General features: G+C 55.7%; 23 protein-coding genes. 5 read left to right on the forward strand and 18 right to left on the reverse strand.

What is annotated here, in order from left to right; all coding sequences use genetic code 11:
* Positions 1-93: 93 nt before the first annotated feature.
* The 4 genes from ACYVHX_RS16455 to ACYVHX_RS16470 are packed head-to-tail and all read right to left on the reverse strand — an operon-like array spanning position 94 to position 4636.
* Positions 94-1023, reverse strand: coding sequence for an alpha/beta hydrolase (locus tag ACYVHX_RS16455; protein WP_460672755.1), 930 nt, complete (start codon positions 1021-1023; stop codon positions 94-96).
* Between the two features lie 30 nt (positions 1024-1053).
* Positions 1054-1704 carry a uridine kinase family protein gene (locus tag ACYVHX_RS16460; protein ID WP_460672756.1) on the reverse strand — a complete coding sequence of 217 codons (651 nt, stop codon included), beginning with the start codon at positions 1702-1704 and terminating at the stop codon, positions 1054-1056.
* Between the two features lie 29 nt (positions 1705-1733).
* On the reverse strand, positions 1734-4001 hold the full coding sequence (gene porZ, locus ACYVHX_RS16465; RefSeq protein WP_460672757.1) for a type IX secretion system anionic LPS delivery protein PorZ: 2268 nt from the start codon (positions 3999-4001) through the stop codon (positions 1734-1736).
* Positions 3998-4636 carry a thymidine kinase gene (locus ACYVHX_RS16470; RefSeq protein ID WP_460672758.1) on the reverse strand — a complete coding sequence of 213 codons (639 nt, stop codon included), beginning with the start codon at positions 4634-4636 and terminating at the stop codon, positions 3998-4000. The genes porZ and ACYVHX_RS16470 overlap by 4 nt, the downstream gene beginning before the upstream one ends.
* Positions 4637-4846: 210 nt before the next feature.
* On the opposite strand from ACYVHX_RS16470, the gene ACYVHX_RS16475 reads away from it, so the two are divergent.
* On the forward strand, positions 4847-6052 hold the full coding sequence (locus tag ACYVHX_RS16475) for a hypothetical protein (RefSeq protein WP_460672759.1): 1206 nt from the start codon (positions 4847-4849) through the stop codon (positions 6050-6052).
* Here the strand turns inward: ACYVHX_RS16475 and ACYVHX_RS16480 are convergent, their stop codons facing one another.
* The 7 genes from ACYVHX_RS16480 to ACYVHX_RS16510 form a co-directional block, all read right to left on the reverse strand.
* Positions 6053-6907 (reverse strand): TraB/GumN family protein, encoded by an 855-nt coding sequence (locus ACYVHX_RS16480; RefSeq protein ID WP_460672760.1) that lies wholly within the window; start codon positions 6905-6907, stop codon positions 6053-6055. It lies immediately after the preceding gene.
* A 16-nt stretch (positions 6908-6923) separates the two neighbouring features.
* A complete protein-coding gene (locus tag ACYVHX_RS16485; protein WP_460672761.1) occupies positions 6924-7349 on the reverse strand; it encodes an ABA4-like family protein in 426 nt (141 codons plus the stop codon).
* A 113-nt stretch (positions 7350-7462) separates the two neighbouring features.
* Positions 7463-8251 (reverse strand): hypothetical protein, encoded by a 789-nt coding sequence (locus ACYVHX_RS16490; protein WP_460672762.1) that lies wholly within the window; start codon positions 8249-8251, stop codon positions 7463-7465.
* Positions 8252-8285: 34 nt separating this feature from the next.
* Positions 8286-8999, reverse strand: coding sequence for a hypothetical protein (locus ACYVHX_RS16495; RefSeq protein ID WP_460672763.1), 714 nt, complete (start codon positions 8997-8999; stop codon positions 8286-8288).
* Between the two features lie 46 nt (positions 9000-9045).
* A complete protein-coding gene (locus ACYVHX_RS16500) occupies positions 9046-9942 on the reverse strand; it encodes a DUF4097 family beta strand repeat-containing protein (RefSeq protein WP_460672764.1) in 897 nt (298 codons plus the stop codon).
* A complete protein-coding gene (locus ACYVHX_RS16505; RefSeq protein WP_460672765.1) occupies positions 9939-10541 on the reverse strand; it encodes a hypothetical protein in 603 nt (200 codons plus the stop codon). Before ACYVHX_RS16505 ends, ACYVHX_RS16500 begins: the two co-directional genes overlap by 4 nt.
* A 57-nt stretch (positions 10542-10598) precedes the next feature.
* Complete coding sequence (locus ACYVHX_RS16510; protein ID WP_460672766.1) at positions 10599-11144, reverse strand: RNA polymerase sigma factor; 546 nt, start codon at positions 11142-11144, stop codon at positions 10599-10601.
* Positions 11145-11441: 297 nt separating this feature from the next.
* Between ACYVHX_RS16510 and ACYVHX_RS16515 the strand changes: the two genes are divergently transcribed.
* Entirely contained in the window at positions 11442-12677 is a 1236-nt protein-coding gene (locus tag ACYVHX_RS16515) for a hypothetical protein (protein WP_460672767.1), read from the forward strand.
* A gap of 17 nt (positions 12678-12694) precedes the next feature.
* Entirely contained in the window at positions 12695-12985 is a 291-nt protein-coding gene (locus tag ACYVHX_RS16520) for a hypothetical protein (RefSeq protein ID WP_460672768.1), read from the forward strand.
* Between the two features lie 32 nt (positions 12986-13017).
* Here the strand turns inward: ACYVHX_RS16520 and ACYVHX_RS16525 are convergent, their stop codons facing one another.
* Positions 13018-13818: an SMP-30/gluconolactonase/LRE family protein gene (locus ACYVHX_RS16525; RefSeq protein WP_460672769.1), complete on the reverse strand. Its 801-nt coding sequence runs from the start codon at positions 13816-13818 to the stop codon at positions 13018-13020.
* 120 nt (positions 13819-13938) lie between these two features.
* Between ACYVHX_RS16525 and ACYVHX_RS16530 the strand changes: the two genes are divergently transcribed.
* Positions 13939-14310, forward strand: a complete 372-nt coding sequence (locus tag ACYVHX_RS16530; protein ID WP_460672770.1) for a hypothetical protein — start codon at positions 13939-13941, stop codon at positions 14308-14310.
* On the opposite strand, the gene ACYVHX_RS16535 is transcribed toward ACYVHX_RS16530, so the two are convergent.
* The 4 genes from ACYVHX_RS16535 to ACYVHX_RS16550 all read right to left on the reverse strand — a co-directional run bounded on the left by ACYVHX_RS16535 (position 14305) and on the right by ACYVHX_RS16550 (position 18055).
* Positions 14305-15513, reverse strand: coding sequence for a sialidase family protein (locus tag ACYVHX_RS16535; RefSeq protein ID WP_460672771.1), 1209 nt, complete (start codon positions 15511-15513; stop codon positions 14305-14307). The two genes, ACYVHX_RS16530 and ACYVHX_RS16535, sit on opposite strands and share 6 nt — an antisense overlap.
* Before the next feature lie 80 nt (positions 15514-15593).
* A complete protein-coding gene (locus ACYVHX_RS16540) occupies positions 15594-16613 on the reverse strand; it encodes a FecR domain-containing protein (RefSeq protein ID WP_460672772.1) in 1020 nt (339 codons plus the stop codon).
* A gap of 93 nt (positions 16614-16706) precedes the next feature.
* Positions 16707-17348: a hypothetical protein gene (locus ACYVHX_RS16545; protein ID WP_460672773.1), complete on the reverse strand. Its 642-nt coding sequence runs from the start codon at positions 17346-17348 to the stop codon at positions 16707-16709.
* A 77-nt stretch (positions 17349-17425) separates the two neighbouring features.
* Positions 17426-18055, reverse strand: coding sequence for an MgtC/SapB family protein (locus ACYVHX_RS16550; RefSeq protein ID WP_460672774.1), 630 nt, complete (start codon positions 18053-18055; stop codon positions 17426-17428).
* Between the two features lie 119 nt (positions 18056-18174).
* Here ACYVHX_RS16550 and uvrA point away from each other — a divergent pair, with 119 nt between their 5' ends.
* On the forward strand, positions 18175-21096 hold the full coding sequence (uvrA, locus tag ACYVHX_RS16555; protein WP_460672775.1) for an excinuclease ABC subunit UvrA: 2922 nt from the start codon (positions 18175-18177) through the stop codon (positions 21094-21096).
* A 105-nt stretch (positions 21097-21201) separates the two neighbouring features.
* Here uvrA and ACYVHX_RS16560 read toward each other — a convergent pair whose 3' ends face one another.
* Positions 21202-22677: a RagB/SusD family nutrient uptake outer membrane protein gene (locus ACYVHX_RS16560; RefSeq protein ID WP_460672776.1), complete on the reverse strand. Its 1476-nt coding sequence runs from the start codon at positions 22675-22677 to the stop codon at positions 21202-21204.
* 16 nt (positions 22678-22693) lie between these two features.
* Positions 22694-25684, reverse strand: coding sequence for a SusC/RagA family TonB-linked outer membrane protein (locus ACYVHX_RS16565; protein ID WP_460672777.1), 2991 nt, complete (start codon positions 25682-25684; stop codon positions 22694-22696).
* Positions 25685-26030 lie beyond the last annotated feature (346 nt).

Raw genomic sequence — 26030 nt, forward strand, 5'->3', positions numbered from 1 at the left:
TTAAGCGGAGGAAAGGGAGTTACGCAGAGAAAGTAAATTCCTCCGCTTAACTCTTTTTTACTCTGCTTAACGCTGCGAAACAACGTTCTTAACTCATTTCTTCTCCAGAAGCCCCAGCGACTTCAGCCAGTTTTCACAGGCAGCAGGCCAGCCTTCGAGCGAGCCTTTGCCCTGGACCCGGAGCGCGTAGCCGTGGCCGCCCGTCGGATACAGGTGCATTTCGGCCGGAATATTGAACTTCTTCAGCGCCAGGTAATAATCAATGCTGTTTTCCACCGGTACGCCCTTGTCGTCTTCGGCGTGGACCAGAAAAGTCGGTGGCGTTTTGGCATCCACCTGCAACTCGTTGGAATAATAGGCCACCTGCTCCGGACTGGCGTCTTTGCCCAGCAGCTTGTCGCGGGAACCGCTGTGCGCTTTCGCCCCAAACGTCACGACCGGATACATCAAAATCGCAAAGTTCGGTTTGGCTTCCTCGCTGGCCCCCGCGCCCCGGTGGTAGTGCGTCGATAAGGTCGAAGCCAGGTGACCGCCCGCCGAGAAACCGATGACCCCCAGCCGGTTCCCGTCCACGTTCCATTTGGCCGCGTTCTGGCGAATCAGCTTCATGCCCTGCATGGCGTCGGCCAGCGGCACCTCGTGTTTGTTCGTCTGCGTCCGGTCGTCGGGCAGGCGGTGTTTCAGAATAAAAGCCGCAATGCCGCGCTCGTTAAACCATTTGGCCATTTCTTCGCCTTCGTGTCCGTAGGCCAGAATGCTGTACCCACCGCCGGGAATCACCAGAATCGCGGCTCCGGTCGCTTTGTTTTTGGGCGGCAGAAAAGCCGTTAACGTAGGCACCTTCACATCACTGATGCGTAAAATACCGTCTTTGCCCAGCTCCGATTTTTCCTGAACGGCCTCGTTCACAACGGCGTTCGGAATTTGGTTGGCGGGCCACAGATCCAGGGTTTCCGGTTTTTGAGCCATAAGGGAAGTTGCCAGCAGCAAAGCGGCAGCAAGCAGGGGGAGGGTAACGTTCATAGAGGGTTCAGGAGATAAAATGCCGCCGAATCAGTCGGCAGCCGGTTTTTGTTCGTGTGCGGCCAAATTAGCGACTTTTCCTTTCAAAAACCCAATCACCACGTCCAGCCCTTTCTGGTAATGAACGTTATTGGGAATGACAATGTCCGCGATGGCTTTGTGGGGTTTGATAAACTCCTCGTACGTCGGGCGAACGTGGTAATCCCACTGGTGCTTGATCATCTCCGGCGAAAGGGCCCGTTCGGCCTGATCGCGCACCATTCGTCGTTCGTATTTAATCTTGTTTTTAGCGTCGATAAAAATCTTCAAATCAAGCTGCCCGGCCACTTCTTCAAAATGAAAGGCAAAAATACCTTCGACCACCATGATGGGCGTTGGCCTGAAAGTCAGCATCTTAGGCACCACGCTGGGGTTATTAAAGGTGTATTCCTTCATCTCAATGGTTTCACCTTCGTGCAGTTGCCGGATGTGCTCGGCAAACCGGAGGTGATCGATGGTCTGGGGCAAATCGAAGTTGTGAACACCAATGTCGTCGCGCGGAATCTGATCGAGCGGTTTGTAGTACATATCCTGCGAAATCAGACAGATTTCATTCTCCGAAAAAGCAGAAATCAATCCTTTCAAAAACGATGTTTTTCCGGAGGCACTCCCGCCCGTGATGCCGACAATGTATGGTTTCATGGTACAAAAATAAACCATTGAAAGCACAATTACCGCACCACCGCCAATTTCCCGGCCATTCCTTCTTTGCCGTCCGCCGTAACCGCAAACACCACGTAAATGCCGGTTTCGGCCAACCGGCCCCGGTAATCGCGCAGGTTCCAGGTGGCGGTGCCGCCCTGCGAGCGGGTTTCGTAAACGAGTTGGCCGCCCGCATCCATGATTTTCACCACGGTATTTTCGACCAGCCCTTTGATGCTCACCAGACCGCCGAAATCGGGCCGCACCGGGTTCGGAAAAATCGTGATTCCGGCAAAAACCGGGGCAGGTTCGCTGGCCGAACCGCCGTAGGAAACCAGTCCGTTTGCGGTCGCAACAAACACTTCGCCACTCGCGGGTTCAATGGCCAGGGCGGTGATGGACGCGGCAGGCAGGGGACTGTTCTGATTCGTAAACTGGTCGATCAAAACCGTGCCGTCCTCGTTGAACAGGTACAAGCCGTTGGTGGTCCCGATCCATTTCCGGTTGCCGCCATCGACGGCCAGCGCCGTGACCACCTCGCCACTCAACAGCCGCTGCCGCTCAAAAACCGGCCGGTAGGCATTCACGGTTCCCGTAAAAACCGCCGACGGATTATCAAAAACCGCCACCCCGTTGTCGGTTCCGACCCAGATCAGCCCGTCGCGGTCTTTCGCCAGCGCCCGAACGCTCCGGTGCGGCAAACCGCCTTCGCCCAACTGTTCCTGCAGGAAGCGGGCACGGTTCGTGGCCGGATCGAACACCTGCATGCCCCCGCCGGTGAAGAAATTCAGGGTCATCCACAAAAAACCGCTGTCGTCAATGACGAATTGCTCGGCATTTCCCCAAACCGGGGTAAACGACTCAAACTGGCCGTTTTTCCGCCGAACCTGGAACGTCGTCTGGCCCAAATTCAGATTTGGTGTCGCCAGCCAGGTTTCGCCGTTCGGATCAACGGCGACACTGCTGATGTTCGCCAGCACCCGGTTGACCACCTCCGGGGCGGTTTGTTCACCGGCGGCCCAGAGCCCTCCGCCAAAACTGCCCAGATACGTGCGCTGATCGGCCGGATTGTAAGCCGCCGTGACGAAATCCGTCGGGAGAGACGACGCCAGAAACGTTTGCCAGCGGTTCTGCTGAAACTGGTCAAAACCGCGCCGACGGCGTAAGGGCTTGAAATCATCCGAAAAACCGCCCGGCAAGGCCAGAATCGAACCGGCCGGGCCGGCCGCCACCAGCCGCTGAAACACATCCGAAGCGGGACCATCGGGACTAACGGATTGCACCACGGTGCCGCTGATCCGCAGCAAACCGGACAGCGAATCGGCCACCCAGAAATTTCCGGCGGCTTCCACGATTTCGCGGGGTTCACCGATCAGCGCGTTTTGCAGCAAAACACCCGACGACCGCTGCAACTGATCGGGCGCCATGGCAATCCATTCCGTGGCCGTCGCCAGCAAGCCGGTAATGGTGGGCAGCGGTTTGACAACGACCCAGCGGCCACCCTGCCGCTCCGCAACGCCCTGTCCCGGCAGAGCGGCATAAAGCCGGTTTTCAACCCCCACGACCGAGCGCACCGATCCGCGGTCGGGCAGCGGTACGGTTTTCCAGTTGCCGAAAAAAGCCAGATTGACGGTTGGCGCAAACCGGGCTGCCAACAATCCCCGCGAGGTGGCGGCATAGATGGAATCGTTGGCCAAAGCGGTGGCATAAACGACTACGGGCGTGCCGTTGGGGCCGATGTTGCGGTAGGTGTCGCGGATTTCGGAGCGCGCCAGATCCAGCACGACAATGCCAAAATCGCAGGCCAGGTAGGCGTCGTTGCCCACGCGGGAAAGGTGGTTGATCCGTTTGCTGCCCGGAATCTGGGCCGCATCGCGTATAAGGGTGATCGTGCTCAGGCTGGCCGGTTCGCCGGTATCGGTGACGGAAAGGAAGTCAATGGTGCCGCTGCGGTACCCGATCAGCAGGCGTTTCTGGTCGGCGAAGTACGCCAGCTGGCTGACCCCGGTTTCGCTAAAACCGTCGCCGGGACTCAGGCGCGTGGCTTCATTGGCCGCGGGGTCGTAGGCGAAAAAACCGTTCTCCGACGCGCAGTAGATCCGGTTTTGCACAGCCGCTACGGTTTGGGCCGACCGATAACTCGGATGCAGCCGCCAGGTGCCGGGTTGGGCGAGAGAAGGATGCGTGATGAACGATGCGTGATGAATTAAAAAAAGAAAGAAACAGAGTCTTTTTCCCCAAAAAGCCCGGCTCCATCTTTTCACCGTTAGGCATACCGGCCTTACTGCATCATTCATAATTCATCGTTCCGCTCCACCGTCTCATACACCCACTCTTTGCTCACGACTTCGCTGCCCAGGTTGTAGCACCGGCGGCAGCGGGCTTCGTAGCTGTCGGTTTCGCCGAGCAGCACTTTTTCTCTGGAACGAACCAGTCGGTAGGAATAGCTGGCAATGTCGCCACAAATCACGCAGATGGCGTGTACTTTCGTCACGTATTCGGCAATCGCCATCAGCTGCGGCATGCAGCCGAACGGTTTTCCTTCAAAATCCATGTCGAGCCCGGCCAGAATCACCCGCTTGCCTTCGTTGGCCAGCTGGTTGCAGACTTCGAGCAGCTCTTTGTCGTCGAAAAACTGCGCTTCGTCAATCCCCACCACTTCGCTGTCGCCGGCGTGGTCCAGAATCTCCCGGGCCGACTGCACGGGCTGCGAATGAATCGCGTTGGCATTGTGCGACACAATGTTCTCTTCGTGGTAGCGCGTATCGATCAAGGGTTTGAAAATGACAACCTTAAGCCGGGCGATGACGGCCCGGTTGATGCGCCGGATCAGCTCTTCGGTTTTTCCGGAAAACATCGAGCCGCAAATCACTTCAATCCAACCCGTACGCTGATGGGGCGGTTCACGTCGGCGGGTTGGTTCAATAAACATGCGTTCGTAACGTTGAATTAACGAATAATTGTCCGTGGATACCGGGAAAAGTCAGACGCCGTTTGCCCGGTCATCTGGCCGCATCCTCCGTTTCACAATCTGGCATTCTTCTTGTACTGGCAAAAAAGCGGCTGTCCAATAATTTCACCAATGTCTGAACGGAATTTTCTAAGCGAAACCCATATCTTTACAAAGCAAAGATATTTTGATATGTCGAACAAGTTCAATGCCTCTTCGCTCACCGAATATTGTAAATCCTATGCCCGAAAAGTGGCGGGTGATTTTTTTGCCCATCACACCGTCATTGGGGGGCAGGACTTGTTGAAACTAAGCGCCGTCAGTCAGGTTAATTTGTTCGTCGTCAGCAGTTTATCCGAAAAATGGCGCAGCGACGCCGAGCGGTTTCGCAGCCCGTTTTTTGACTTTGAGCACCCGGATGTCCGCCAGGCCATGCAGGTGTTTATGAATACCGTCTCGCAGCATATTTCGGTGCGCCGGGAGCACCTGGAACCGCTGCTGGCCGAAGCCACCCGCCGAACGCTGATCCTGCTGTTCGATCCCCGGCATTATTTCGACGAAGCGCTGCGGAATCAACCCGATTTCTCCCTGTCGGCCGATGCGGCTCACCAGATCACCCGGTATACGCAGATCAATAAATTCGTTCCGGTGGCGCTGGAGGAACGCATGAAAGGAAAAAGTGCGGTTTACGTGAATCAGGCGCTGAACTGGCTCGACGAGACGCTGATGCAGCGAAACCGCGAACTGGAAAAACCGGAGAAATACATTCCGTTGTTTTCGGAAAAAGTGCTCCTCGACCCGGGCATTCTGCTGCGCAAATCGTCGTACGACTTTTCGCCCCCGCAACCGGTTTCGACACCCAACAAATCGTTTTTTGATACCGAAGTCGACAACACGATGACGCCGGCTCCTCCGCTGGCGGCCCCAATCGCCCACGAGGCCGAACCCGAGGTGGATGGCAGCCCCGTACCGGATGCGGACACCTCCGTGCGGCCGCTCTTTCTGGATGATTCGGGACCGTCATCCGAGCCAACGGCGCCGTCGATGCAGCCCAGCCAGGCAACGGCGCACGCCAGCGACGTCTCGATGGTCGAAATCAGTCCGAAAACCGAGGAAGATGCCACCGGCCCGATCACCATTGGCGAAACGTTTTACCGCGCGCCCATCGAGAGCATCAGCAAAAGCATTTCGCTCAACCAGAAGTTCATGTTTATCAACCAGTTGTTCAACGGCAATGCGGCTTCCTACAACGAAGCCATTGAAGAACTCAACCGGGCGACGAGCTACGATCAGGCCCGCGATCTGGTGTCGTACCGCTATGCCGCTCAGTATTTGTGGGACATGAGCAGCGATGAAGTGGCCATGCTCATCGACATTCTGAAACGGCGGTTTTCGTAACTACTGCGGCTCAACCTTGTAACCTTCTTTTTTCAGTAACTCAATCAGTCCGTTGGGCCCCGGCAAATGGAGCGCCCCGACGGCCACAAACGTGGGCCGGACCGCCATTAAACCGGGTAAGCGTTTCATCCAGTTGTGGTTACGCTCGTCGATCAGGTAGCTCATATCGCCGAAGGAGCTGCCGTATTTTTCGTTTAGTTTCCACATGCCCTGCAAATCCTGTTTCAGGTAAAGCTGGGTCACCGACTTGCCCAATTCGTGCATATCGGCTTTCCCCTTGACCATTTCCACGAGTTGCTGGGCCTGTTTTTCGACGGGGTCGTGGTCATACAGAAACGAGATCTGCTCTTCCATGGTCTCGAGCGAATTGACCTTTTTCTGGCGTTTCCGGCCATCGCTGGCAAAATACAGGTCGATGGGCATCCCCGTAAAACTGCTGAGCGTATCGGATTCTTTCTGGGCGTACGACAGGCCGAGCATCGTGGCCGTAATGATCGGCTTCATCTGATTGAACATGCCCAGATCAAAACCCGTGGCCCGTTTAAACTCCTCAGCCACCAGCTTGTAATCCGGTTCGGAGAGCAGTTTGGTCAGGCTGTTGTCGAGCATCATGCCGCGCATCATCATCGACAGCATCGCCGACGAATCGATTTCGGTTTCGACCACCACGCCCTCGGCGGCTTCGTAGGCGGTTTTGATGTTGGGGTGCTGGTTCAGGTAACTGTCGCGCAGAATGTGGTAGGTACCAAACAGATACGACGGTTGTTTCAGGCCGTTGCCCGATACTTTCCACAGCAGCGACTGCGAAAAAGCCGGGATCGAAACGAGGAGAAGTAAAAAGGAAAGATTTTTCATTGCGACAAAAGGCATCTTAGTAAATTTTCTGCTGCTTCACGGACCGGCCCAGCAGGTACAACAACAGGCCCACCGGACCGAACAGAAAGGACCCGATCAGACAGGGAACCAGCCAGAGGTGCGGCACATTCCGGCGTTGGCCGTTGCGTAGCAGCCAGCTTCCCACCGCCAGATCGAACGCCAGGTAGTGAATCCAGCCCGCCAGTAGCGCATCGCTCTGACTAAATAACGTTTTTACACCCGCCAGCGTACTGAACGATTGCATATCCAGGCCACCCTTGCCGAAAAAAAGGTAGTAAATGTAAAAAAGCGCCAGAACGGCCGGAATCAGGAGGGATTTGGCGAGAAATTCGGTCGGCTTCCAGCGGGGCGCCACAATCATCAGCAGCCACTGCGGCAGCACAAGCGCGTTAAGGACTTGAAAAGCGGTGTCGGGGGTCATGGTTAGAGCGTTGCGTAGAACAAAGTACCACAAAGTAATTGATTCGCAACAAAAACCCGCACCATCGGCCACCCGGCCTTGTCGTTATTTAGCCAAGCTATTGTCTGGGCTGCTTACCAGCCCAAACCAATGACCGCGTTGACGCGCAGGGTTAGGCTGGGCTGGTAGTTATTCTTGTAAAACTCGAAATAGGATCCTAAAAGAAACGGCTCTTTTACTCGTCTTGGAATGGCCACTTCCGGCCCGGCATTAATATCAACAAAACCCCGACGGCCCAACCGCCGTTGCAGACCCCACAGGGCCGAAACCAGCGGAGCGTTATACGCACCTGCAACATCATAGTCTTCCGTACGCACAGACTGGCCGGTTTTGGTATCATAAATATGCTGAATCATCCGAACGGAAATCGCTTTGGTAACTTGAAGCCCGACATAATTCCCCGAAAAATTGTTGGCCGATTTGCCCTGCCGAATCTGTTTCGTCATACCATAGTAAAACCGGGTGCCTATTTTCGCGTAAACGAATCCCCGAAAAATTTTGTCAGTGTCTTCATAGCTATTACCGTGGCTATTGAAGGGTACCTTGAATTGGTTATACCGGTTATACCGAAGCATCAAATCAAAACCGGCCAGCACCGAAAAGGAGGGCGTAATTTTTCGTTCAACCGACACATCCGCGTTCAAACCGATTCGGAAATTAGGCCGTCCTGTATAGTCCCGATCCCCGGCGTTGGGCCAGAAGCCCAGTTTAAAAAGTGTTTTTTCTTCCACATTCGCCCGCGTAATGTACCGGTAAACCCGCTTTAGCTCGCTGGTCGTCACCGAGCTGTCTTCCTGCGAATAGGTCGTTTGCTGAGCGTGAAGCGACGATGCCACCACCAGGAATCCGACAAGTATAACCATGCTTTTCATACCCTTAACTGCTTTTTAGTTGACATTACCAGCCCAAACCCAGGTTAAAATTAATTTGAATGGGCGCTACAAAATCCGGCACCCGGTTTTTCGTCAATACCGGAAGAGCGGCCAAGGACAGGCTGGAATCCAGGTAGCCTTTCGTGCCGAGTCGGCGCTGAATGCCCCATTGCACAGAAATCGCCTGCCCCATGGCAAAACGGCGGTTCACGTTTCTTTCGGAATAAATGACCGTCTGGCTGCCCGAGGTGACGGTGGAGTAATAGCGGCCGGTGCCGTAAAGCGTGTTTTCGATCCGGATACCGACGTAATTATTGGAGAAATTATTGGCACTCAAGCCTTTCCGCATTCGCTTTTTCAGGGAATAATAGTACCGGCCCGAAACCGGCATTTCCAGCACTTTCGTGTTAATGATGGTCCCGGTCCGGTAATACCTTCCGATGAGGTGGGCCTGGATGGAAAAACCGGCGGTTATCTTTTGCTCCACACCCACCCCGATTCCGTAGCCGTAGGAAGCATAATAACCGCCCAGCAGGGGAAGCGGAACAACGACGCCCAGTTTTACGAGCGTTTTTTCCTCCACCGTGGCCCGCGTCAGATACCGGAACGCTTCCTTGATCTTTCGCCGGGTCGTATCCGGGTTTTCAACCGAATACTCGATTCGGACGGAATCACGGCTCTGAGCCAGCACGCCGGACGAACAGAGCCACACAAAACCGAAAAAAGACAAGCGATTCATAGGTATTTTACTGATTTAGGAACACAGAATAACTGCAAAAAACCGCTTATTTCGCCAGTGTTACACCGTGTGCGATCGGTTGAATCACCACCGGACTATACTGATTCGTGACCGAAATAGCCGGTTTTTGCGACGCGGCCTGGTAACGAAACCGGCGTTTATTGGGTTTCAGGTAGTCGCCATAGCCCTCCGGCACGTGAATGGTCGAATAGGGGGTCTCGATCGCATACTGAAAATCTTCCAGGCGTTTGGGATGCAGCAAGACTTCCGTACGGACGGCCTGCACGGTCAGAGCCGTCAGGCTGGCCGCTGGCAGGACGGACAGTTTACCGTAGTGGCTTTGAATAAGCCCGTTTCCGACCAGTTCGCGGAGCACAATTTCGGCTTTTTCGGCCTTGATCGTGAACGTACCGCCTAATTCGCTGGCGTCGATGTCGCCGTAGTCCGAGGTGACGGCGGTTTTTCCGCTCAGGTTCACCAGCGACAGCTTCCCGAATTCCAGGTTCACCGTCGTTTCAGCCGCCAGATCACTCAGGCTGACATCGCCGAACGTGTTGTTGACCGAAACCGGGCAGCGCGTGGGCAGCCAGACTTCATACACCGCCTTCAGGTTGCCTTTGACCGCCCCCGCCCGCTGCGGAATGGTGAACCGATTCGACAGTTCGATGACGTTGTTTTGTACCTGAATGTCATGTTTCAGAAATTCCAGTTCGCGCTCGGCGGTTTCGCGCTCCGGATGTTTGGCAATCAGTTTCAGGCGCACCAGCACCGTTGATTTATTCCAGCCTTTGATTGTAATATCGGCTTTCTGGGCCGTCAGACTCAGGCGCTGGCCTCCACTGTACGCCAGCTCTTTTTCCACGGTTTTCGTGACCACCTGAAGCCGGGTCTGGCCGATGGCGGAAATCGTCACGAACGTCAGTAGAAAAAGCAGTGGTTTCATATCGTTAAAATCCGGACGAGTTCTTTGGTCACCTCAGCCCGTTCGTTTTCAATTTTGATTTGCGCCTGCACCAGGCCCGGATCGTTGCCAAATACCGCCAGTTCTTCTTCCAGATTGGCTTTTCGGTTATTCAGTTGATCGAGTTGCTGTTTCAATTCCTTTATTTCCGGTTTCTGACACACCACGGTTTGCTGCCCGCATTGTTCCTCAATAAAAATTTCGGCTTTCCGATCCGCCACCGACAAACCCGGTTTTTCGGCGCCCAGCGTCTCCGCTTCCACGGTTTCGGTGGCGTAGGCAATCGTCACTTTTTCGTTCGAAACCGGTTGCCAGACCAGCCAAACGCCACCCACCAGCACCGCGACGGCAGCCGCAGCCCCCCACCGGACCGAAGACCGCCACAAAGGGCGAACGACCGGTTTTTCCAACCGTCCGGCAAGCTGCTCCCAGGCATCGGTCTTCGGTTCCAAGACCGGCAGGTCGTCCGGCAGCAGCCGGTCGATGGCATCATCGGCCCGCAGATCGGCCTCGATCCGGTCCCAGAGATCAGCCCGGGGTTCGTGTTCGGGTAACTGGTGTATGGCCTTCGTAAAATCCATTCGGTAAATTCTTTTAATCCCGCTCCGGCGGTCCGGTTTGATCCGCGTAATCCGGGTTTAAGACAGTTCCGACAGCTTCCTGCGCAGTAATTTTCGGGCGTAACTAACCTGCGATTTGGACGTTCCTTCCGAAATGTTCAGCATTTCGGCAATTTCCTGGTGTTTGTAGCCTTCCACTTCGGCCAGCACAAAAACCGTCCGCGCCCCGTCGGGCAAGGACCGAATGGCGGCATCCAGCATCTCGCCCGTCAGGTTGTCCGGCACCTCCACCGAACGGTCATGAAGCTGCTCATCCAGGGTTTCAAACCGCCATTCCAGTTGTCGCTTCCGCAGCGCCTGCCGCACCACGATCGTCTTGATCCAGACGCCCAGCGTCGACTGAAACCGGAACGAATCCAGCTGCCGGAACACGTCCACAAACGCATCCTGCAACGCATCGTTGGCGTGATCGGAATCATTCAGCATCCGAAAAGCCACCGAAAACATGGCCCGTTTATACCGCTCAAACAGCAGCCGCTGCGCCATGCGCCGATCCGCCGGCCGATCCGGCTGCAGACAGCGGGCGACCAGTTCGTGTTCCGTTAGATCGGGCGTCAGGGTCAAGTGGAAGGCTTCGTTGAACGTTCCCTCTAAAGTGCAGAAAAGCGGAAGAAGGGTTGGAAGAAAGGCGAAAAATTTAAAAACCGCTCTTGGATTCGACGCGCACTGAAACGCCGTACGAGCCGCCGGTTTTCAGCTTCCGATTTTTCCCGAAACCAAACTTAATCACTCAAAGACAGCCGCTTACGAAATAGTTTCGCGCTTGAATGGAGAATCTGATTACTTTTCCATCCGCCAGAAAACCGCTGTTGATGCGCACTTTTGACGGCCCCGCTCCACGCCTGTTTTTCCGGTTCCAACATGAAACACGTTCTCCTGCTGCTGCTTACCGGCCTTTCGGTTGCTGGTTTCGCCCAAACCGAACCGTGTGTGACGTGCTACGATAATCCGCTGCAAACGGCGCGAATCGAATCCTGCTGCCCGGAAAAAGCCCCGATTTCGTCGGAATTAAGGGCGCAATTGATCCGAAGGCAGCAAAACTTCGACTTTCACAACACCATGCAGATCATTCAGGGACCCTCCACGCTGACCAGCCTGGCGACCTGGACGTTCAACAACCTGGGGTTCGACAAGAAGAATTTTGTGCTCGACGCCGATCTCCAGATTCCGATTTCGTTTGGCGGAAAACGGTTTGGTTTAAATGAAATTCAGGTTATTCCGCGCTTCCAGTTCCGCATTTTCCAGAACGATCCGCGGGTGCCGTTCGGACCAAACGGCGACCAGTCGCTTCCCGTCCGAACCCCGAGTGCGATGCCGGGCATTGCGTATTACCACGCCTTCCGGCGCCTGCTGCCGGCCGACGGTTCATCGATCACCTTTGTCGGGCTGTATGCCTATCACCATTCCAACGGACAGGACGGCCCCGAAATCGACCCGCTCAACCCGGGTGAAGTCAATATTTACAACGGTAACTTCAGCGAGGACATCGTTTTCGAGTTCATTTTCGGGCAACGGCACAACGGAACCATTGCGTTTAATCCCTTCAATTCCCGAAACAAAAAGAAGGTCAGCAACCGCCAGCAAGGCAAGCAGATCCGGCTCAATATGGGCAACCGGAGCGATTTTTATTACAAACTGAGCTACGAATGGCACCCCCGGAAATTCTCGAATGCGGTTTTCGATTCGCTGCGCATGATGGGGCGGCACCGCATCAACGTCCGGGCCGGGTTGCTGGCGATGCCGCGCCTGTGGACCCTGCTCGGCGACCAGAACAAATGGTGTTCGGTGGCTCCGGAGCGAAACGCGGAACAGTGGCGGCTGACCGCCAATCTCAACTACATTCTTGACGGGAACTATTACCGGGGAAACACCCTGAATCGGGAGAAAGTGGGGCCGTTTAACGCCAAACGGCGGCTCAATCTCTGGCTTACCTTATACCGGGTGCTGGGGCAGTCGAAACACGCGGCCCTGTTCGCGCAGGCCGGTTATTACGGTTCCGACAACTACAACATCTATTTCAACCAAAGCCTGTGGCATTTTAAAGTCGGTTTTGCCTTCGCCTTTTTCGATCAGCGGGAAGAACCGGATACGCTATAACCTCAATTGACAAGACGATGCCTCCTCCAAAAAGTGACTATACCTTCCGTAACTCCCGGCTGTTCAAACCCGGAGCCCGGGAAGCGACGCGGGGCGCGGGTGCGGCTCCGCAGGGCTTTTTCTTTTTTTGCAACAGCCTGGAAGAGAAAAAAAAGTTTATCTATTTCAAAAAAGGGCCCAGCGGCAGCGTCGGTTCCGAATGCGGACTGGAGCGGAACAAGATGCGCAAAGCCGACGTCACCTGGACCCAGATCGACGATGCCTGCGCGAACGGCCTGGCGATCTGGAAGGTGGAGGAAGCGCCGTAAGCGGTCGATCCGTTCCCGGTTTCAGGGATTGGCTATTCTTTCCAGGAAAGAAGCTGCCCTTTTTGAGTTTCGGTCACGACCAGCCCCAACCGCCCCGTGGGATCGAAGGCGCAGTTGGTGGGATTTTCGCCGGGCAGTTTCAGCGTGTCCGACAGCGTTCCGGTGGGCTTGTATACCTGCAGGCAACTCCCGCCGTAAATAGCCGCGTAGATCCGGCTATCCGGTCCGAGCGTCAGGCCGTCGGGACCAAAACCGTCTTTTCCGGTTTCGGCCCAAACCGCCGGCCTGATCCAGTTCAGGCCGGTGCTATCCCAGCGCCCGGCCCAGATGCGTTTGCGGTGGGTTTCGGCCACGAGCAGGGTGCGGGCATTCGGCAGAAACGTGATGCCGTTGGGATAAAACAGGCCTTCCGAAATTTTTTTCACTTCACCCACGGTGCTGCACACGCAAACATAACCCGGTTCGTCTTCGTCCGGCGAACCGGGACAGGTAAAAAGCAGGTTTCCTTCCGAATCGAACGTCAGGTCGTTGGGCCAGCTAAGCGGTTCATCGCCCACGTGATCGACAATGGTTTCGGGTTCCTGATCGGGATAACTGATGCAGCGAATGGCGTGCATACCCGAATCGCAGAACCAGAGCCGGTCGAGATCGTCGATGCAAAGGCCGTTGGGGCGGCTGCCAATGCCAACGTGAATGCGACCGCTGGTTCCGTCGGGTTTGAGCCAGAACAAACTGGCACCCTCCTGCTCAACGCACCAGAGCGTACCATCCGACGTAAAAGCCGGTCCTTCCGGAAACCGTAAATCCGTTGCAATCACATCGATGTTTTTCATAATTGGTCGTTTGTTCATGAAGTTCGTAGCTGCTAAACAAGAAAAGAGGCAGGGCGGTTAGGGAAAAAGTAAATATCGAATGTAAAATGACAAACACCGAATGTAAAAGTGCTGGCGCAAATGATACTTTTCCAGTCAACATTTGTCATTTCACAGATCGAGTCCGGAGCGCCCATCAAAGCCGTGGAAGCGATTCTAGTCAATGAACGGAATGCGCTGATTTGGTATTCCGACGGCCACCGCGAGAAGCTGCCCCGGAACGAAATCTGGGGCTACCGCAACAAAAAAGGCCGGGTTTATCGCCTGTACAGCAAAACGGAACAGGAGGCCGTTCCGGAGGGCAATGTGATCACCTGCCGGCAGGAAACGATGCAAACGTCGGTGGCGAACAACCAGGCGGTTGCGGTGACGGAAACGTTTTACGGCGAAACGCTCGACAGCCGGATTTTCAGCGGCCGCAGAAAGACGCTTCAGAATGTGGCGTCGCTATAAGTCGCGGACCGGTTTTTTGCGGAAATTTTTGATCCGGTGAAACGTCAGGAAGTTGGCGTCGTGGTTGTTGTGCGCTCCCCCCAGTCCGTCGTTGTAGGCCGTGCGGGACAGCAGAATCAGGTGCTTGCCTTCAAACAACCAATCCACATACTGAAAACCGTGTTTGGCCACGTCGGGGTGTTGCAGCACCACCTGGCGCAAATCCCAGTGGATGAGATCAGCGGAGCTGCACAGGGCCTGCGTGTTTCGCAAACTGGCCGGATTCCGGCCAGCATTCGCCTGTTTAAACGCCTGCGGGATGTAATTGGTCAGCGTCCAGTAAAGTTTCGACTTCGGATCGTAGCGAATCGTGAACTTCTTGCTGCCCCCGGGAAACGGCACAAAACCGGTGTTCACGTCGAAACTGGCGGTTTTTCCATCCGGACTGATCCGCACAAAAGCCGCTTTTTCGTCCAGCGATTTCTTGTGATCCACGCGCAGAATGTCCAGCATTTCGCCACCTGGACTCAACACCGCATTGCCTTCAATCCAGCCGCCAAAACCGTTGTTCAAATACGTCGAATCGTACCGCAGCACGTTGCTGCTCGTCCAGCTGGCGGCTTTCATCGGGTCGGCGTCGAGCGGCATCGACAGCATAAACGCACCGTAGCGCTTGCCCCACTGTTTGACCGTTCCCATCGCGTCTTCCATCGCCCGCCAGAGCCGCCCGTCGTGTTCGAGAAAGGGCACCGGGGCGCAGTGGTATTCGCCCGCCAGCAGTAAACCGGTTTCACCATCGGCCGGGTTGGTCCAGGTCACACCGCCATCGTCGGATTTCCGGATGATTGTGTTGCCGTGGTGTTTGTCGGTACCGAAAAAATACAGTCCGTTGCGGTGAACGTAGAGTTTCGACCAGAACTGCCCGTTGATTTCGGCAATCTGCGTCCAGGTTTTGCCCTTGTTGGTGGAGCGGTAAATGCGCGAGTTGGGCCGCACAAACTCGTTGGATTTCGGTCCGAACAAATCGTGCGACGCCAAGTAATCGCCGTTGGGCAACACGCACAGGCTCGGCGAACCGATGTACAGGCCCGACGAGGCCGGGCTGTGGGCAACCAGCACTCCCGGCACCCGGGAGAAGTCGGGCGTTTGCCCCACTCCGTTCCCAAGCGACGAAAGGAAAAGAATACCGTATAAAAACAGGAATTTGAGGCTTCCGAACGTCATATGACAGGAAGAAAAAACCGCCTTTTATTTACTCAACACCGGCGTAGTTTCGGGGATATTCCGTTACGCAGGCCAGGCGCTTACTCCGTTTGGCGGGTTAGCCGGCCGTTGCCGGTATCAAAAAAAGCCCGCTGGTTGGCCGTCAGCAGGAAGGCTTCTTTCGGCAGCCCGGTTTCGGATAGCGCCCCATCCAGCGATTTAAGCGAAAAAACCGCTACTTCCCCGCTCCGGACGATGACCGTTACCCGGCCGGTTTTCTCCGGCGCCTTCACCGTAAAGCGGGTCTCGACGGCTTTGGCAACCAGCCCATTGGCGTACACCAGAAATGGTTTTTCGGGATTTCTGGACACCTCAAAAAAGCCTTCCCCCGACAGGTAGACGTCCCGGTTTTTGTCGGCAAAAACCGCCGGATAACTCACCCGGCTATTCGGTTGCAGCACCACCGCACTGCCGTCGGCAAAGGGGACCGTCAGCGGCTGGACGGTATTGTTGATTTTCTCGATCCGATCCATTTTCGACCGGGCCACCAGAGCCGCGTAGGTTTCCGGCCGCTCCGCGAGTTTGGTGCGCAGCGAAAACCACCACCCAATTCCGGCCAGCAGCACCACCGCAGCGGCCAGTTGCCACCAGTTTGGGCGTTCGACTTTCGGCCAGCTCCACGGCCCGGCGGTTTCTTCCTCCGGTTGCTGGTCGTCGCCCAAAAGTCCGGCGGTTCGCTGCTCGATAGCGGCCCACATCCGGATGCCCTGCGGGTCTGTGAGTTGCTGCTCCGGCCTCGTGTCAACCGGAAATGGGGAAGCCGCATCATCGACGGAGCGAAACCGGTTTTCTTTCCCGCTCAGGCGGTGAATTTCCCGGTGCAAAGCCTGAAACAAATAAAACCTGGCCGATGCCGAGTCGGCCAGGTTTTGCCGGGTTCGCCAGAGATCGACGAACAAATCCTGGATGGCATCCGCGACCAAAACCGCATCGGGCAGCAATTGATAGCCGTCCTGGTAGAGGGCGCGGTAGTAGCGTTGGTAAAGGTCGGCAAAAGCCCGCCGGTCGCCGTTTTTCAGGGCGGTCCACAGAACAGGGTCGGGTTGCCGTTCAGTCAGCAAGGCTTTGATTCGGTTAGGGAAACGTACCCGAAGTAAGCAAAAATTTCATACCAATCGGAACCGGGATTCGTGGAATCCCGGTTCCGAACTGGTTTAGAAGAACGACACCCGAATTACCCAGGGGCTACCGCCGTAGACAAACGACGAATAGATCGGGTTGGCCTTGTAACTCAGGTTGTACAGAGCGGTTAAATTAATCCCAAACCTACGACTGATCGGCTGCGAATACGTCAAACCCACCAAACCGGCACTGACCCAGCGACGCTGCGTTTCGTACGGAATGATGTTGTAGTTCGTATAGCCCACGTTGGTGTTTTCAAATTCACCGTGCAGGTACAGGTTCTTGACAACACTGGGAATTACTTCATACATCCCGAAAACCCGGCCGCCATACTGATTCGCCCGGTAGATTTCGGTTGCTCCGCCCTGGTAATACAACTTGGCCCGGTAGTAAACGTAGTTGACGCCGACGCCTAAAATAGCGCGTTCCGAAGCCTGGTAGGCCACCACGGGCGACAATCCGATGCTGAACGGGTTGCCGATGGACACATTGCTGATGCCGCCCCCAAACCGCAGGCGTTGCGTGAAGGGCAGCGGATCGCCTTCCGGCGTTTTGGTTTTCAATGGATCTTTTCCCGCCCCGCGCCGGTCTTCCGGATCTTCGGTAAGCTGCCCGAAGGCGACACTGCTGCTCACCAGCATGATTGCCAGTAAGCCTTTCTGTATGAGATTCATAGAGTTGATTAATGAACAAAAATGGATACTCAGTATATTTAACGAAAAAACAAGGATTTTAGTAAGTACAATTCCGCTCAGAATTCAACCTCTTTTACGTCCGGATCGTTCAGCAAGCGCTGAATGCAGTGCTCGTGGCATTTTTCCGGCCCGTTCACCCGCCAGCGTCCGATGATGTTGCTGCCAATGCGCTGCTGATTCTGCCGTTGCGGGTGCAAACCGCATTCTTCAAAAAGTTTTTCGTACTCCGCCAGGGTCTGGTGTTTAAAAGCCGTCACAATGCGGTACTGCCGGGCCTGGTTGACGCGGGCGATGCGCGAGGCCAGCACCGGCAAGGCCAGCAAGGTAGTGCCAATAACGCCAAAACCGCCCACGGCCAGGTCATAAAAGCCGCCCCCGATCGCCATACCGATGGCGGCCACGGCCCAGATGGTGGCGGCTGTCGTCAGTCCCTTGACGCTGGTTTCCTGCCGGAAAATAATTCCGGCGCCCAGAAAACCGATGCCGTTGACGATGTTGGCGGCAATCCGGTCGTCGTCGCTGAACCGGCGCGAAACGATGGTGAACAGGGCCGATCCGACGCAAATCAGAATGGTGGTCCGCAAGCCCGCCGACTTGCTGCGGTATTCCCGTTCGGCACCGATCAGGCCGCCCAGCACCATCGCCAGCAGAAGTTTCAGAAAATCTTCCTGAATAATGAATTCCATTGGGTATCGTTTAATCCTTCAGACCGTTCCTGCCGGGTATTGGGCGAAGCTTTTCAAAAAGGAAACCATCCTTTCAAAAAAACCGTTAGTCCAAAGATAGAGTTTTGCTAAATTTAAGAATGAATTTATCCGTAAGTCGGCCGCCTGACGGCTCTTTTCAGCAACCCAACGTTGAAAATCTTGATCCCAAAGCATACATCATCATCAAGGGTGCCCGGGTGCACAACCTGAAAAGCATCGACGTTGCCATTCCCCGGAATCAGCTGGTGGTGATTACGGGCCTTTCCGGCTCGGGCAAATCGTCACTGGCTTTCGATACGCTCTTTGCCGAAGGGCAGCGCATGTACGTCGAGAGTCTGAGCAGTTACGCGCGGCAGTTTCTGGGCCGGATGGAAAAACCGGAAGTCGATTACATCAAGGGAGTGTCGCCGGCCATTGCCATCGAACAGAAAGTAACGACCCGCAACCCCCGCTCCACGGTTGGAACCACCACCGAAATTTATGATTACCTGAAACTGCTCTTTGCCCGCGTGGGGGTCACCTATTCGCCGGTTTCGGGGCAGGAGGTGCGCAAAGATACGGTGACCGATGTCGTGAATTATTTATATGCCTACGAAGCCGGTCAGCGCGTCATGATCATGGCTCCGCTGCACATCCGGACCGACCGGAGCCTGGCCGACGAACTGAAGGTGCTGCTGCAAAAAGGCTATACCCGGATTGTGGCCGATGGCGAGGTGCTGTTTATTGAAGAATTACTGGAAAAAACCGTAGCCGAACCAAAACCGGGGGCCGATCTCGAAATCCTGATCGACCGGAGCACGGTGCAGTTCGACGAAACCGGGCAGCCGGAAGAAGACAATCAATACCGGTTTTCGGACTCGATTCAGACGGCTTTCAGCGAAGGCGAAGGCGTTTGCCGGGTCGATGTGGTGGGCAAGGAATCGCGGATTTTCTCGGACAAATTCGAGCTGGATGCCATCACGTTTGAAGAACCGAGCGTCAATCTTTTCACGTTCAACAACCCCTATGGCGCCTGCCGCCGGTGCGACGGTTTTGGCAAAGTGCTGGGCATCGACCCCGATCTGGTTTTTCCGGACAAAAATCTGTCGGTGTTCGAAGGAGCCATTGCGCCCTGGCGGAGCGAAAAAATGAACGACGAATTTCTGCGGCCGCTGCTCAAGAACGGCATTCGTTTCGACTTCCCCATTCATCGCCCCTACAAAGACCTGACGCCCGAACAGAAAGAGACCCTCTGGACCGGCAATAAATACTTCCAGGGCCTGAACGCGTTTTTCGATTTCGTGGAAAGCCAGACGTTCAAGGTGCAATACCGGGTGATGCTGTCGCGCTACCGGGGCAAAACCACCTGCCCCGAATGCCGGGGTTCGCGACTCCGACGCGATGCCAGTTACGTCAAAGTAGCCGGAAAATCGATTACCGACATTGTGCTGATGCCGATTGGCGAGGCTGCCGGTTTTTTCCGAACCCTGGAATTGCCGCCACACCAGCAGGAAGTCGGCAAGCGGCTCCTGGTCGAAATTCGAAACCGGCTCGATTACATGGAGCGCGTCGGTTTGACCTACCTGACCCTGAACCGGCTGACGAACACCCTGTCGGGTGGTGAGTACCAGCGGATTAAGCTGGCCACCTCGCTGGGCAGTGCGCTGGTGGGTTCGATGTATATTCTGGATGAACCCAGCATCGGCCTGCACCCGCGCGACACGAAACAACTGGTGAGCGTGCTGGAAACCCTGCGTGATCTGGGGAATACCGTCATTGTGGTTGAACACGAGGAGGAAGTGATGCGGGCCGCCGACCAGCTCATCGACATTGGCCCCGACGCCGGTACCAACGGCGGCCACCTGGTGTTTCAGGGAACGTGGGAGGAAATTGAGGAGGAAGGCCGGAAAGGAGAAAAAGAAGCTGGGGACGCTCTCTCCCACCTTTCTGCCTCTTTCCTGCATTCGCATACCATCGCGTTTCTGACGGGGAAGGAAACCGTGCCCGTGCCGAAGTTCCGGCGGAAAGCCACGCACTGGGTTGAGGTGAATGGCGCGCGGGAAAATAACCTGAAAGAACTGGACGTCCGGTTTCCGCTGAACACGCTGACGGTGGTGACGGGCGTGAGTGGTTCCGGTAAATCGACCCTGATTCGCAAGGTCTTGTACCCGGCCCTAACGCGACTGAAGGGCGACGGTTCGGAGGAAGCGGGAAAGCACGACAGCCTGGGCGGCAGTCTGGACCGGGTTGTGGCCATCGAGATGATCGACCAGAATCCCATCGGTAAATCGTCGCGTTCGAATCCGGTGACCTACATCAAGGCCTACGATTATTTGCGGCAGGTGATGGCCGATCAGCCCGTGGCCAAAGCGCGTGGTTACAAACCGTCGCACTTCTCGTTCAATGTCGACGGGGGGCGCTGCGAGGTATGCCAGGGCGAGGGCGAAGTAAAGATCGAGATGCAGTTCATGGCCGATATTTACCTGAAATGCGAGGGTTGCGGGGGGAAGCGGTTTAAACAGGAAGTGCTGGAAGTGACGCTGGCCGACCAAAATGTGTCGGATATACTGGACATGACGGTCGATGAAGCCATCGATTATTTCCGGAAAGCCGAACCGAAAATGGTTGAAAAACTGATGCCGTTGCAGGATGTCGGTTTGGGGTACATTACGCTGGGGCAGTCGTCGAACACGCTGTCGGGGGGCGAAGCGCAGCGGGTGAAGCTGGCGTCGTTTCTCGGCAAGGGGAATCCGAATAAAGGCAGTACGCTCTTTATTTTTGACGAACCGACCACCGGTTTGCACTTCCACGACATCCGGAAGCTGCTGAAAGCCATCAACGCGCTGGTCGATCAGGGTGACAGCATCATCATCATTGAGCACAACACGGAGGTCATCAAATCCGCCGATTACCTCATCGATCTCGGTCCCGAAGGCGGAGAAAAAGGCGGTTACGTCACCTTCGCCGGAACGCCGGAAGAGCTGGTACAACTGCCGGAAGGTGAGAATTACACGGCGGATTTTCTGCGCGGGAAGGTGTGATTGCGATCGGCCACCGAAGCGCTATTTACGAATAGCTAATTTCTATTTTTAAATACTAAAAACCGCCCGGCACTCGTGCCGGGCGGTTTTTAGTATACCAAATTTCTAATTCAAATTCGGATTGATCGAGGTATCCGAATATGGCAACGGGAACCAGTAGTTCGCCTTGGTGATGGCCTTGATCGGTTGCAGATCGTCGGGGCTTTTAGCCGCGTTGGCCGCTTCCACCCGCTCCAGCCGGATCAGGTCGAACCAGCGGGTGCGCTCGCAGGCAAACTCCCAGGCCCGCTCCTGCACCACCGCGTCGGCAAACTGGGTGGCCGTCAAACCGTCGGCCGGAGCCAGAATTTTGGCACCCGCTGGCAATCCCCGCGAACGAACCTGATTCAGGGCATCGTAAGCCGCCTGATCGGGGCCGCCGGTGCCGCGCGCCTTGGCTTCGGCATAAATGGTCAGCACGTGCGGATACCGCATCATCACGGACGGCAGCGAGATGCTCGAGGTCACAACATTGCCTTTGATGTACCATTTCTGGTAGTACGGGTGCTTCGTCAGGCTCTGCTGCCAGGGAATTTTGGTGGCACCCAACCCAAACTGCGTCCGGAAGGTGGCGTCTTTGCGCGGCCCCGCCGGAAAGCTGTTGAAGAAAGCCAGTTCGGCAAACATATCGTCCCAGCCGCCTTCTTCGCCCGGCATCGTGGTGTTGCCGTAGGTGGCGTTGGCCGTGCCGCTACCGCCCGTAAAACCGCTGATCTGAAAAACCGACTCCGGCAGAATAGCCACCGCCGGATCGTTCGCGAAAACTTCCGCAAACGTCGGCAGCAGGGCAAAACCGTAGGTCGCGCGGTTGTCGATCACTTCTTTCGCCTTGGCAGCCGCCAGATCATAATTGGCGGTTTGTTTCAGCGGCCAGCCGGCCATGGTCAGGTACACATCGGCCAGAAAGGCCTTCGCCGAACCGGCGTTGGGCCGACCCGGATCGCGCCGGGTGTTGGGCAGCATGGTTTCCGCCTTTTTCAGATCGTCCACAATCAGCGCGTACACCTCCGCGGGTGTCGATTTTTTGATCGTGAGCAGATCCGACGAATATTCACCCGCCGTAATCAGGGGGATGTTGCCGTAAAACCGGGTCAGCCAGTAGTAGGAAAAACCGCGAATGAAATAGGCCTCGCCCGCGATGATGTCGATGGTGGCTTTGGTGCCCACGGTTTTCGTGTAATTATTGATCACATTGTTGGCACCCTGGATTGCTTTGTAACAGCCATTGTAAACCGCCCCCGAACGCTGGTTGGTGGTCGATACGTTGAACTGATCGAACTCGCGCCAGTCGGCTTTGTTGCTGGCGGGGTGGGTGGTTACATCGTCGCTGCCGATGGTAGCGGCCGTGGCCGACGGGTGAATAAAACCGTACCCCCACTGGTTGGCCAGCCCCCGGTACGAACCCGTCAGCGCCGATTCCAGCCCTTCCTGCGTCGACAAAACGTTCTGGCCGTACAGCAAACCGGTGGTGTCTTCTTCGAGGTAGTTTTTGCAGCCCGCACCCAGCGCAGCCACGATAGCGAATATGAGTAACTTTTTCATGGATTGTCAGAAGAGTTTAGAAGCCCAGGTTTAAGCCGAACGTGTATGTTTTTGCGTTGGGATACGAGCCGTAGTCGATACCGATCGCGGTATCCGTCCCCGACCCGACCCGCGCTGATTCCGGATCCGGCCCTTTGTACTTTGTGATGGTCAGCAGGTTCGTGGCGCTGGCAAAGACCCGGATGTTGGCTTTGTTGCGGATAAACCCGTTGGGAATGTTGTACGAAAGACTCACGTTTTTCAGGCGTACGAAGCTACCGTTTTCCAAAAACCGGCTCGACTGAGTAAACGGCTGGTATGTTTTCGTAAACGCCGGCACATCGGAGGTTTCGTTGCCCGGACGGTAGTAATCCCGGATTTCCGCCAGAATGAACTGCCGCGCATCGCCCGAGCCCGACAGCGCAGCCGCCCGGGTGTAGTTCAGCTTATCGACCCCAAACACGCCGTTGAAAAACACGTTCAGCGTCAGGCCTTTGTAGGTCACAGTGTTGTTCCAGCCGCCGGTGGCTTTCGGGAACGCCCGACCAATGATCTGGAAGTCGTCGGTCGTAATCGAGTTGTCGCCGTTCAGGTCTTCATAGTGCGGGTCGCCCGGCACACGACCGTAGCGGGCCGCCTGATCGGCTTCACCCGGTTTCCAGGTGCCCAAGTATTTCAGGCCCCAGTACGACCCCAGCGGTTCGCCCGGCATCAGCATAAACTCGTTGGTGGTCGACATACCGGCCCCCACGCCCGTACCCGTGCCCAGCCGGGGCAAACCGCCCAGGCTCAGCACTTGATTTTGCAGGGTGGAGAAGTTCAGATTGGTTTCCCAGCGAAAACCGCCCCGGTCGACGGGTGTGCCGCCGATGGAAAATTCAACGCCTTTGTTTTCAATTTCACCAATGTTCCGGGTTTGCGTACCGCCCCCGGCGTAGCTCGGAATGGCGACGTTCAACAGCAGATCGGTGGTGTTTTTCCTGAAATAATCGGCTTCAATCCGCAGCCGCCCGTTCCAGAATTCCATCTCCAGCCCCACGTCAACCTGACGGGTTGTTTCCCATTTGAGATCGACGTTGCCCGGATTGCCCAGGATAACCCCCGCCGTGGCCGCCGTGTTGTTGAAGCCCACATTGGTAGTTCCGTAGGTTGACAGGGTTGCGTACGGATTAATGGCCTGACTGCCCGTCATCCCCCAGCTGCCCCGCAGTTTCAGGTTGCTGAATACGCCCAGGTTTTTGATAAACTCCTCTTCCGATAATCGCCAGCCGAGGGCCACCGACGGGAACACGCTGTACCGGTTGGCCGCGCTGAATTTAGACGAACCATCCCGCCGAACGGCCGCCGTGACCAGGTATTTGTCTTTGTAGGCGTAGTTGACGCGGCCCAGCAACGAGAGTAAGGTCCATTTCTGATACCCCGACCCCACGGTGGCAGCCGCATTTCCGCCAATGTTGTCGTAGCCCAGTTGCGGAAACCGTAAGCCCGAAGCACTCGCCGTAAAGTTTCGGTCCGTAAACTGCTGGGTTTCCAAAACCGCCACGGCGTTGATCGAGTGATCGCCCGCTTTGAGGTCGTAATTCAGGCTGTTCGTGTTTTGCAGCGTCAACTGCTCCGACGAATACCGGTTTGAATTCGGTACGTTGTTGGACAGGCGTTTGCCCGTAAAATTCAGGTTCTGCGCGTTCAGGTAATTAACCGCATATTGCAGATCGACCGAAAGCCCTTTGATGGGCAGCTTGTAATTCAAACCGCCGTTGAGGTTAAGTCCGGTGCGGTTTGCGTCGATCGACTGATCATACAGATAATCCAGCGGGTTGCGGTAGACGGAACCGATCGGGTCGGTAAACGTCGGCTGCCCATCGGCTCCGTAAGCGGGGGTGGTTGGTGCCCAGGCCAGCGCCTGCACGATGGCCCCGCCGTCGAGGGTGTTGTGGTTCTGCGAGCGCGTTCCCCACAGATTCAACCGGAACGACAACTTGTCGTTGACCTGCGTATTGAGGTTCGTCCGCAGGATGTAGCGTTTAAAACCGCTGTTGTCCACAATCCCGTTCTGGTTCAGGTAGTTACCCGAAATCAAAAACGTCGTTTTGTCACCCCCGCCCGAGAGGGTCACCTGGTGCTGCTGCCCGCTGCCCGTCCGAAAAACCAGATCCTGCCAGTCGGTTCCGCCGTTTTGTTTAAACTCGGCAATCTGAGCCGCCGTGAACGGCAGGTTGGAGCCGGTGGCGGTGGCCCGGGCATTCACGATTTCGGCAAATTCTCCGGCGGGCAAAACGTCGTAACGCCTAATGTTCTCCGCGATGCTGAACTGGCCTTCGTAATTGACTTTCAAGCCTTTCGATCCTCTTTTGGTCGTGATGATCACTACGCCATTGGCCCCGCGACTTCCGTAAATCGAGGTAGAAGCCGCATCTTTCAGCACCTGAATCGTCTCGATATCACTGGGATTGACGAAGTTGAAATCGGCTCCCACGTAGCCATCGACAATGTACAGCGGGTTGTTATTGCCCAGCACGGAGTTGGCGCCCCGAATCCGGATGCGCGCATCGCCACCGGGTGCGCCGTTGGTTTGGGTGACCTGCACACCCGCGGCCCGTCCCTGCAATACCTGATCGAGCCGGTTAACCGGTTGTTGCGCAAATTCTTTCGTCGAAATAGCCGTTAATGCGCCCGTCACGTCGGTTTTGCGCTGGGTTCCGTATCCGACCACGACGACTTCGCTCAGCGTTTTGAGGTCCTCCGCCAATTGAACATTGATCACCGAACGCCCGTTGACCGCGATGGTCTGACTGACATACCCAATGTTGGAAAAAACCAGCGAGGCATTACCGGCCGCGTTCAGCGTGAAATTACCGGATGCATCGGTAGCCGTACCGAGGGTTGTGCCGCTGATCTGAACGTTGACACCCGGAAGCCCCTGGTTGTCAGGGCCGGTCACCTGACCGGTCACCCGGGCGGTCTGCGCCATGGCGTAGCCTTGCCCCAGCAACAGCAGAAACGAAAAGAGTTTTACAAATTTTCTCATAGTAAAAAATGGTTTTGGGTAAAAAAGTAAAGAATAGAGCAAAAGATCAATAAAAGCTTAAACGATTAAGCGAGAAGACAAAAACGATGAAATTGGATAGGAGATTCTTTTCTGTGGAACTTTGGGAGCACTCTTTTAACAGACGGCGCTGCGTCAGCAAACGTTGCAATTCAGCCGAATAAGTGATTAACTAGAAAATTCATCCTGAGCCTGCTACCGCTCCCGGTTTGATTTTAGAAGAAAGCATTCCTGCCGGCGGCAAGCCTGCGGTTTCCGTTCGGTTCATGAAGCTGTTTTTTAGTATTTGTTGGTTGAATAATCCACTCAAAACTATGCTTAATCCTTT

Source organism: Larkinella ripae (genome assembly GCF_054780775.1).

Excerpts from the sequence above, each read along its gene's own strand:
- ACYVHX_RS16525 (WP_460672769.1), bottom strand. The coding sequence starts at position 13,818 with ATGAAAAACATCGATGTGATTGCAACGGATTTACGGTTTCCGGAAGGA.
- ACYVHX_RS16475 (WP_460672759.1), top strand. The coding sequence starts at position 4,847 with ATGTCGAACAAGTTCAATGCCTCTTCGCTCACCGAATATTGTAAATCC.
- ACYVHX_RS16500 (WP_460672764.1), bottom strand. The coding sequence starts at position 9,942 with ATGAAACCACTGCTTTTTCTACTGACGTTCGTGACGATTTCCGCCATC.
- ACYVHX_RS16550 (WP_460672774.1), bottom strand. The coding sequence starts at position 18,055 with ATGGAATTCATTATTCAGGAAGATTTTCTGAAACTTCTGCTGGCGATG.
- uvrA (WP_460672775.1), top strand. The coding sequence starts at position 18,175 with ATGAATTTATCCGTAAGTCGGCCGCCTGACGGCTCTTTTCAGCAACCC.
- ACYVHX_RS16560 (WP_460672776.1), bottom strand. The coding sequence starts at position 22,677 with ATGAAAAAGTTACTCATATTCGCTATCGTGGCTGCGCTGGGTGCGGGC.
- ACYVHX_RS16535 (WP_460672771.1), bottom strand. The coding sequence starts at position 15,513 with ATGACGTTCGGAAGCCTCAAATTCCTGTTTTTATACGGTATTCTTTTC.
- ACYVHX_RS16515 (WP_460672767.1), top strand. The coding sequence starts at position 11,442 with ATGAAACACGTTCTCCTGCTGCTGCTTACCGGCCTTTCGGTTGCTGGT.
- ACYVHX_RS16545 (WP_460672773.1), bottom strand. The coding sequence starts at position 17,348 with ATGAATCTCATACAGAAAGGCTTACTGGCAATCATGCTGGTGAGCAGC.
- ACYVHX_RS16485 (WP_460672761.1), bottom strand. The coding sequence starts at position 7,349 with ATGACCCCCGACACCGCTTTTCAAGTCCTTAACGCGCTTGTGCTGCCG.
- ACYVHX_RS16520 (WP_460672768.1), top strand. The coding sequence starts at position 12,695 with ATGCCTCCTCCAAAAAGTGACTATACCTTCCGTAACTCCCGGCTGTTC.
- ACYVHX_RS16565 (WP_460672777.1), bottom strand. The coding sequence starts at position 25,684 with ATGAGAAAATTTGTAAAACTCTTTTCGTTTCTGCTGTTGCTGGGGCAA.
- ACYVHX_RS16460 (WP_460672756.1), bottom strand. The coding sequence starts at position 1,704 with ATGAAACCATACATTGTCGGCATCACGGGCGGGAGTGCCTCCGGAAAA.
- ACYVHX_RS16495 (WP_460672763.1), bottom strand. The coding sequence starts at position 8,999 with ATGAATCGCTTGTCTTTTTTCGGTTTTGTGTGGCTCTGTTCGTCCGGC.
- ACYVHX_RS16470 (WP_460672758.1), bottom strand. The coding sequence starts at position 4,636 with ATGTTTATTGAACCAACCCGCCGACGTGAACCGCCCCATCAGCGTACG.
- ACYVHX_RS16505 (WP_460672765.1), bottom strand. The coding sequence starts at position 10,541 with ATGGATTTTACGAAGGCCATACACCAGTTACCCGAACACGAACCCCGG.
- ACYVHX_RS16530 (WP_460672770.1), top strand. The coding sequence starts at position 13,939 with ATGATACTTTTCCAGTCAACATTTGTCATTTCACAGATCGAGTCCGGA.
- ACYVHX_RS16490 (WP_460672762.1), bottom strand. The coding sequence starts at position 8,251 with ATGGTTATACTTGTCGGATTCCTGGTGGTGGCATCGTCGCTTCACGCT.
- ACYVHX_RS16480 (WP_460672760.1), bottom strand. The coding sequence starts at position 6,907 with ATGAAAAATCTTTCCTTTTTACTTCTCCTCGTTTCGATCCCGGCTTTT.
- porZ (WP_460672757.1), bottom strand. The coding sequence starts at position 4,001 with ATGAATGATGCAGTAAGGCCGGTATGCCTAACGGTGAAAAGATGGAGC.
- ACYVHX_RS16455 (WP_460672755.1), bottom strand. The coding sequence starts at position 1,023 with ATGAACGTTACCCTCCCCCTGCTTGCTGCCGCTTTGCTGCTGGCAACT.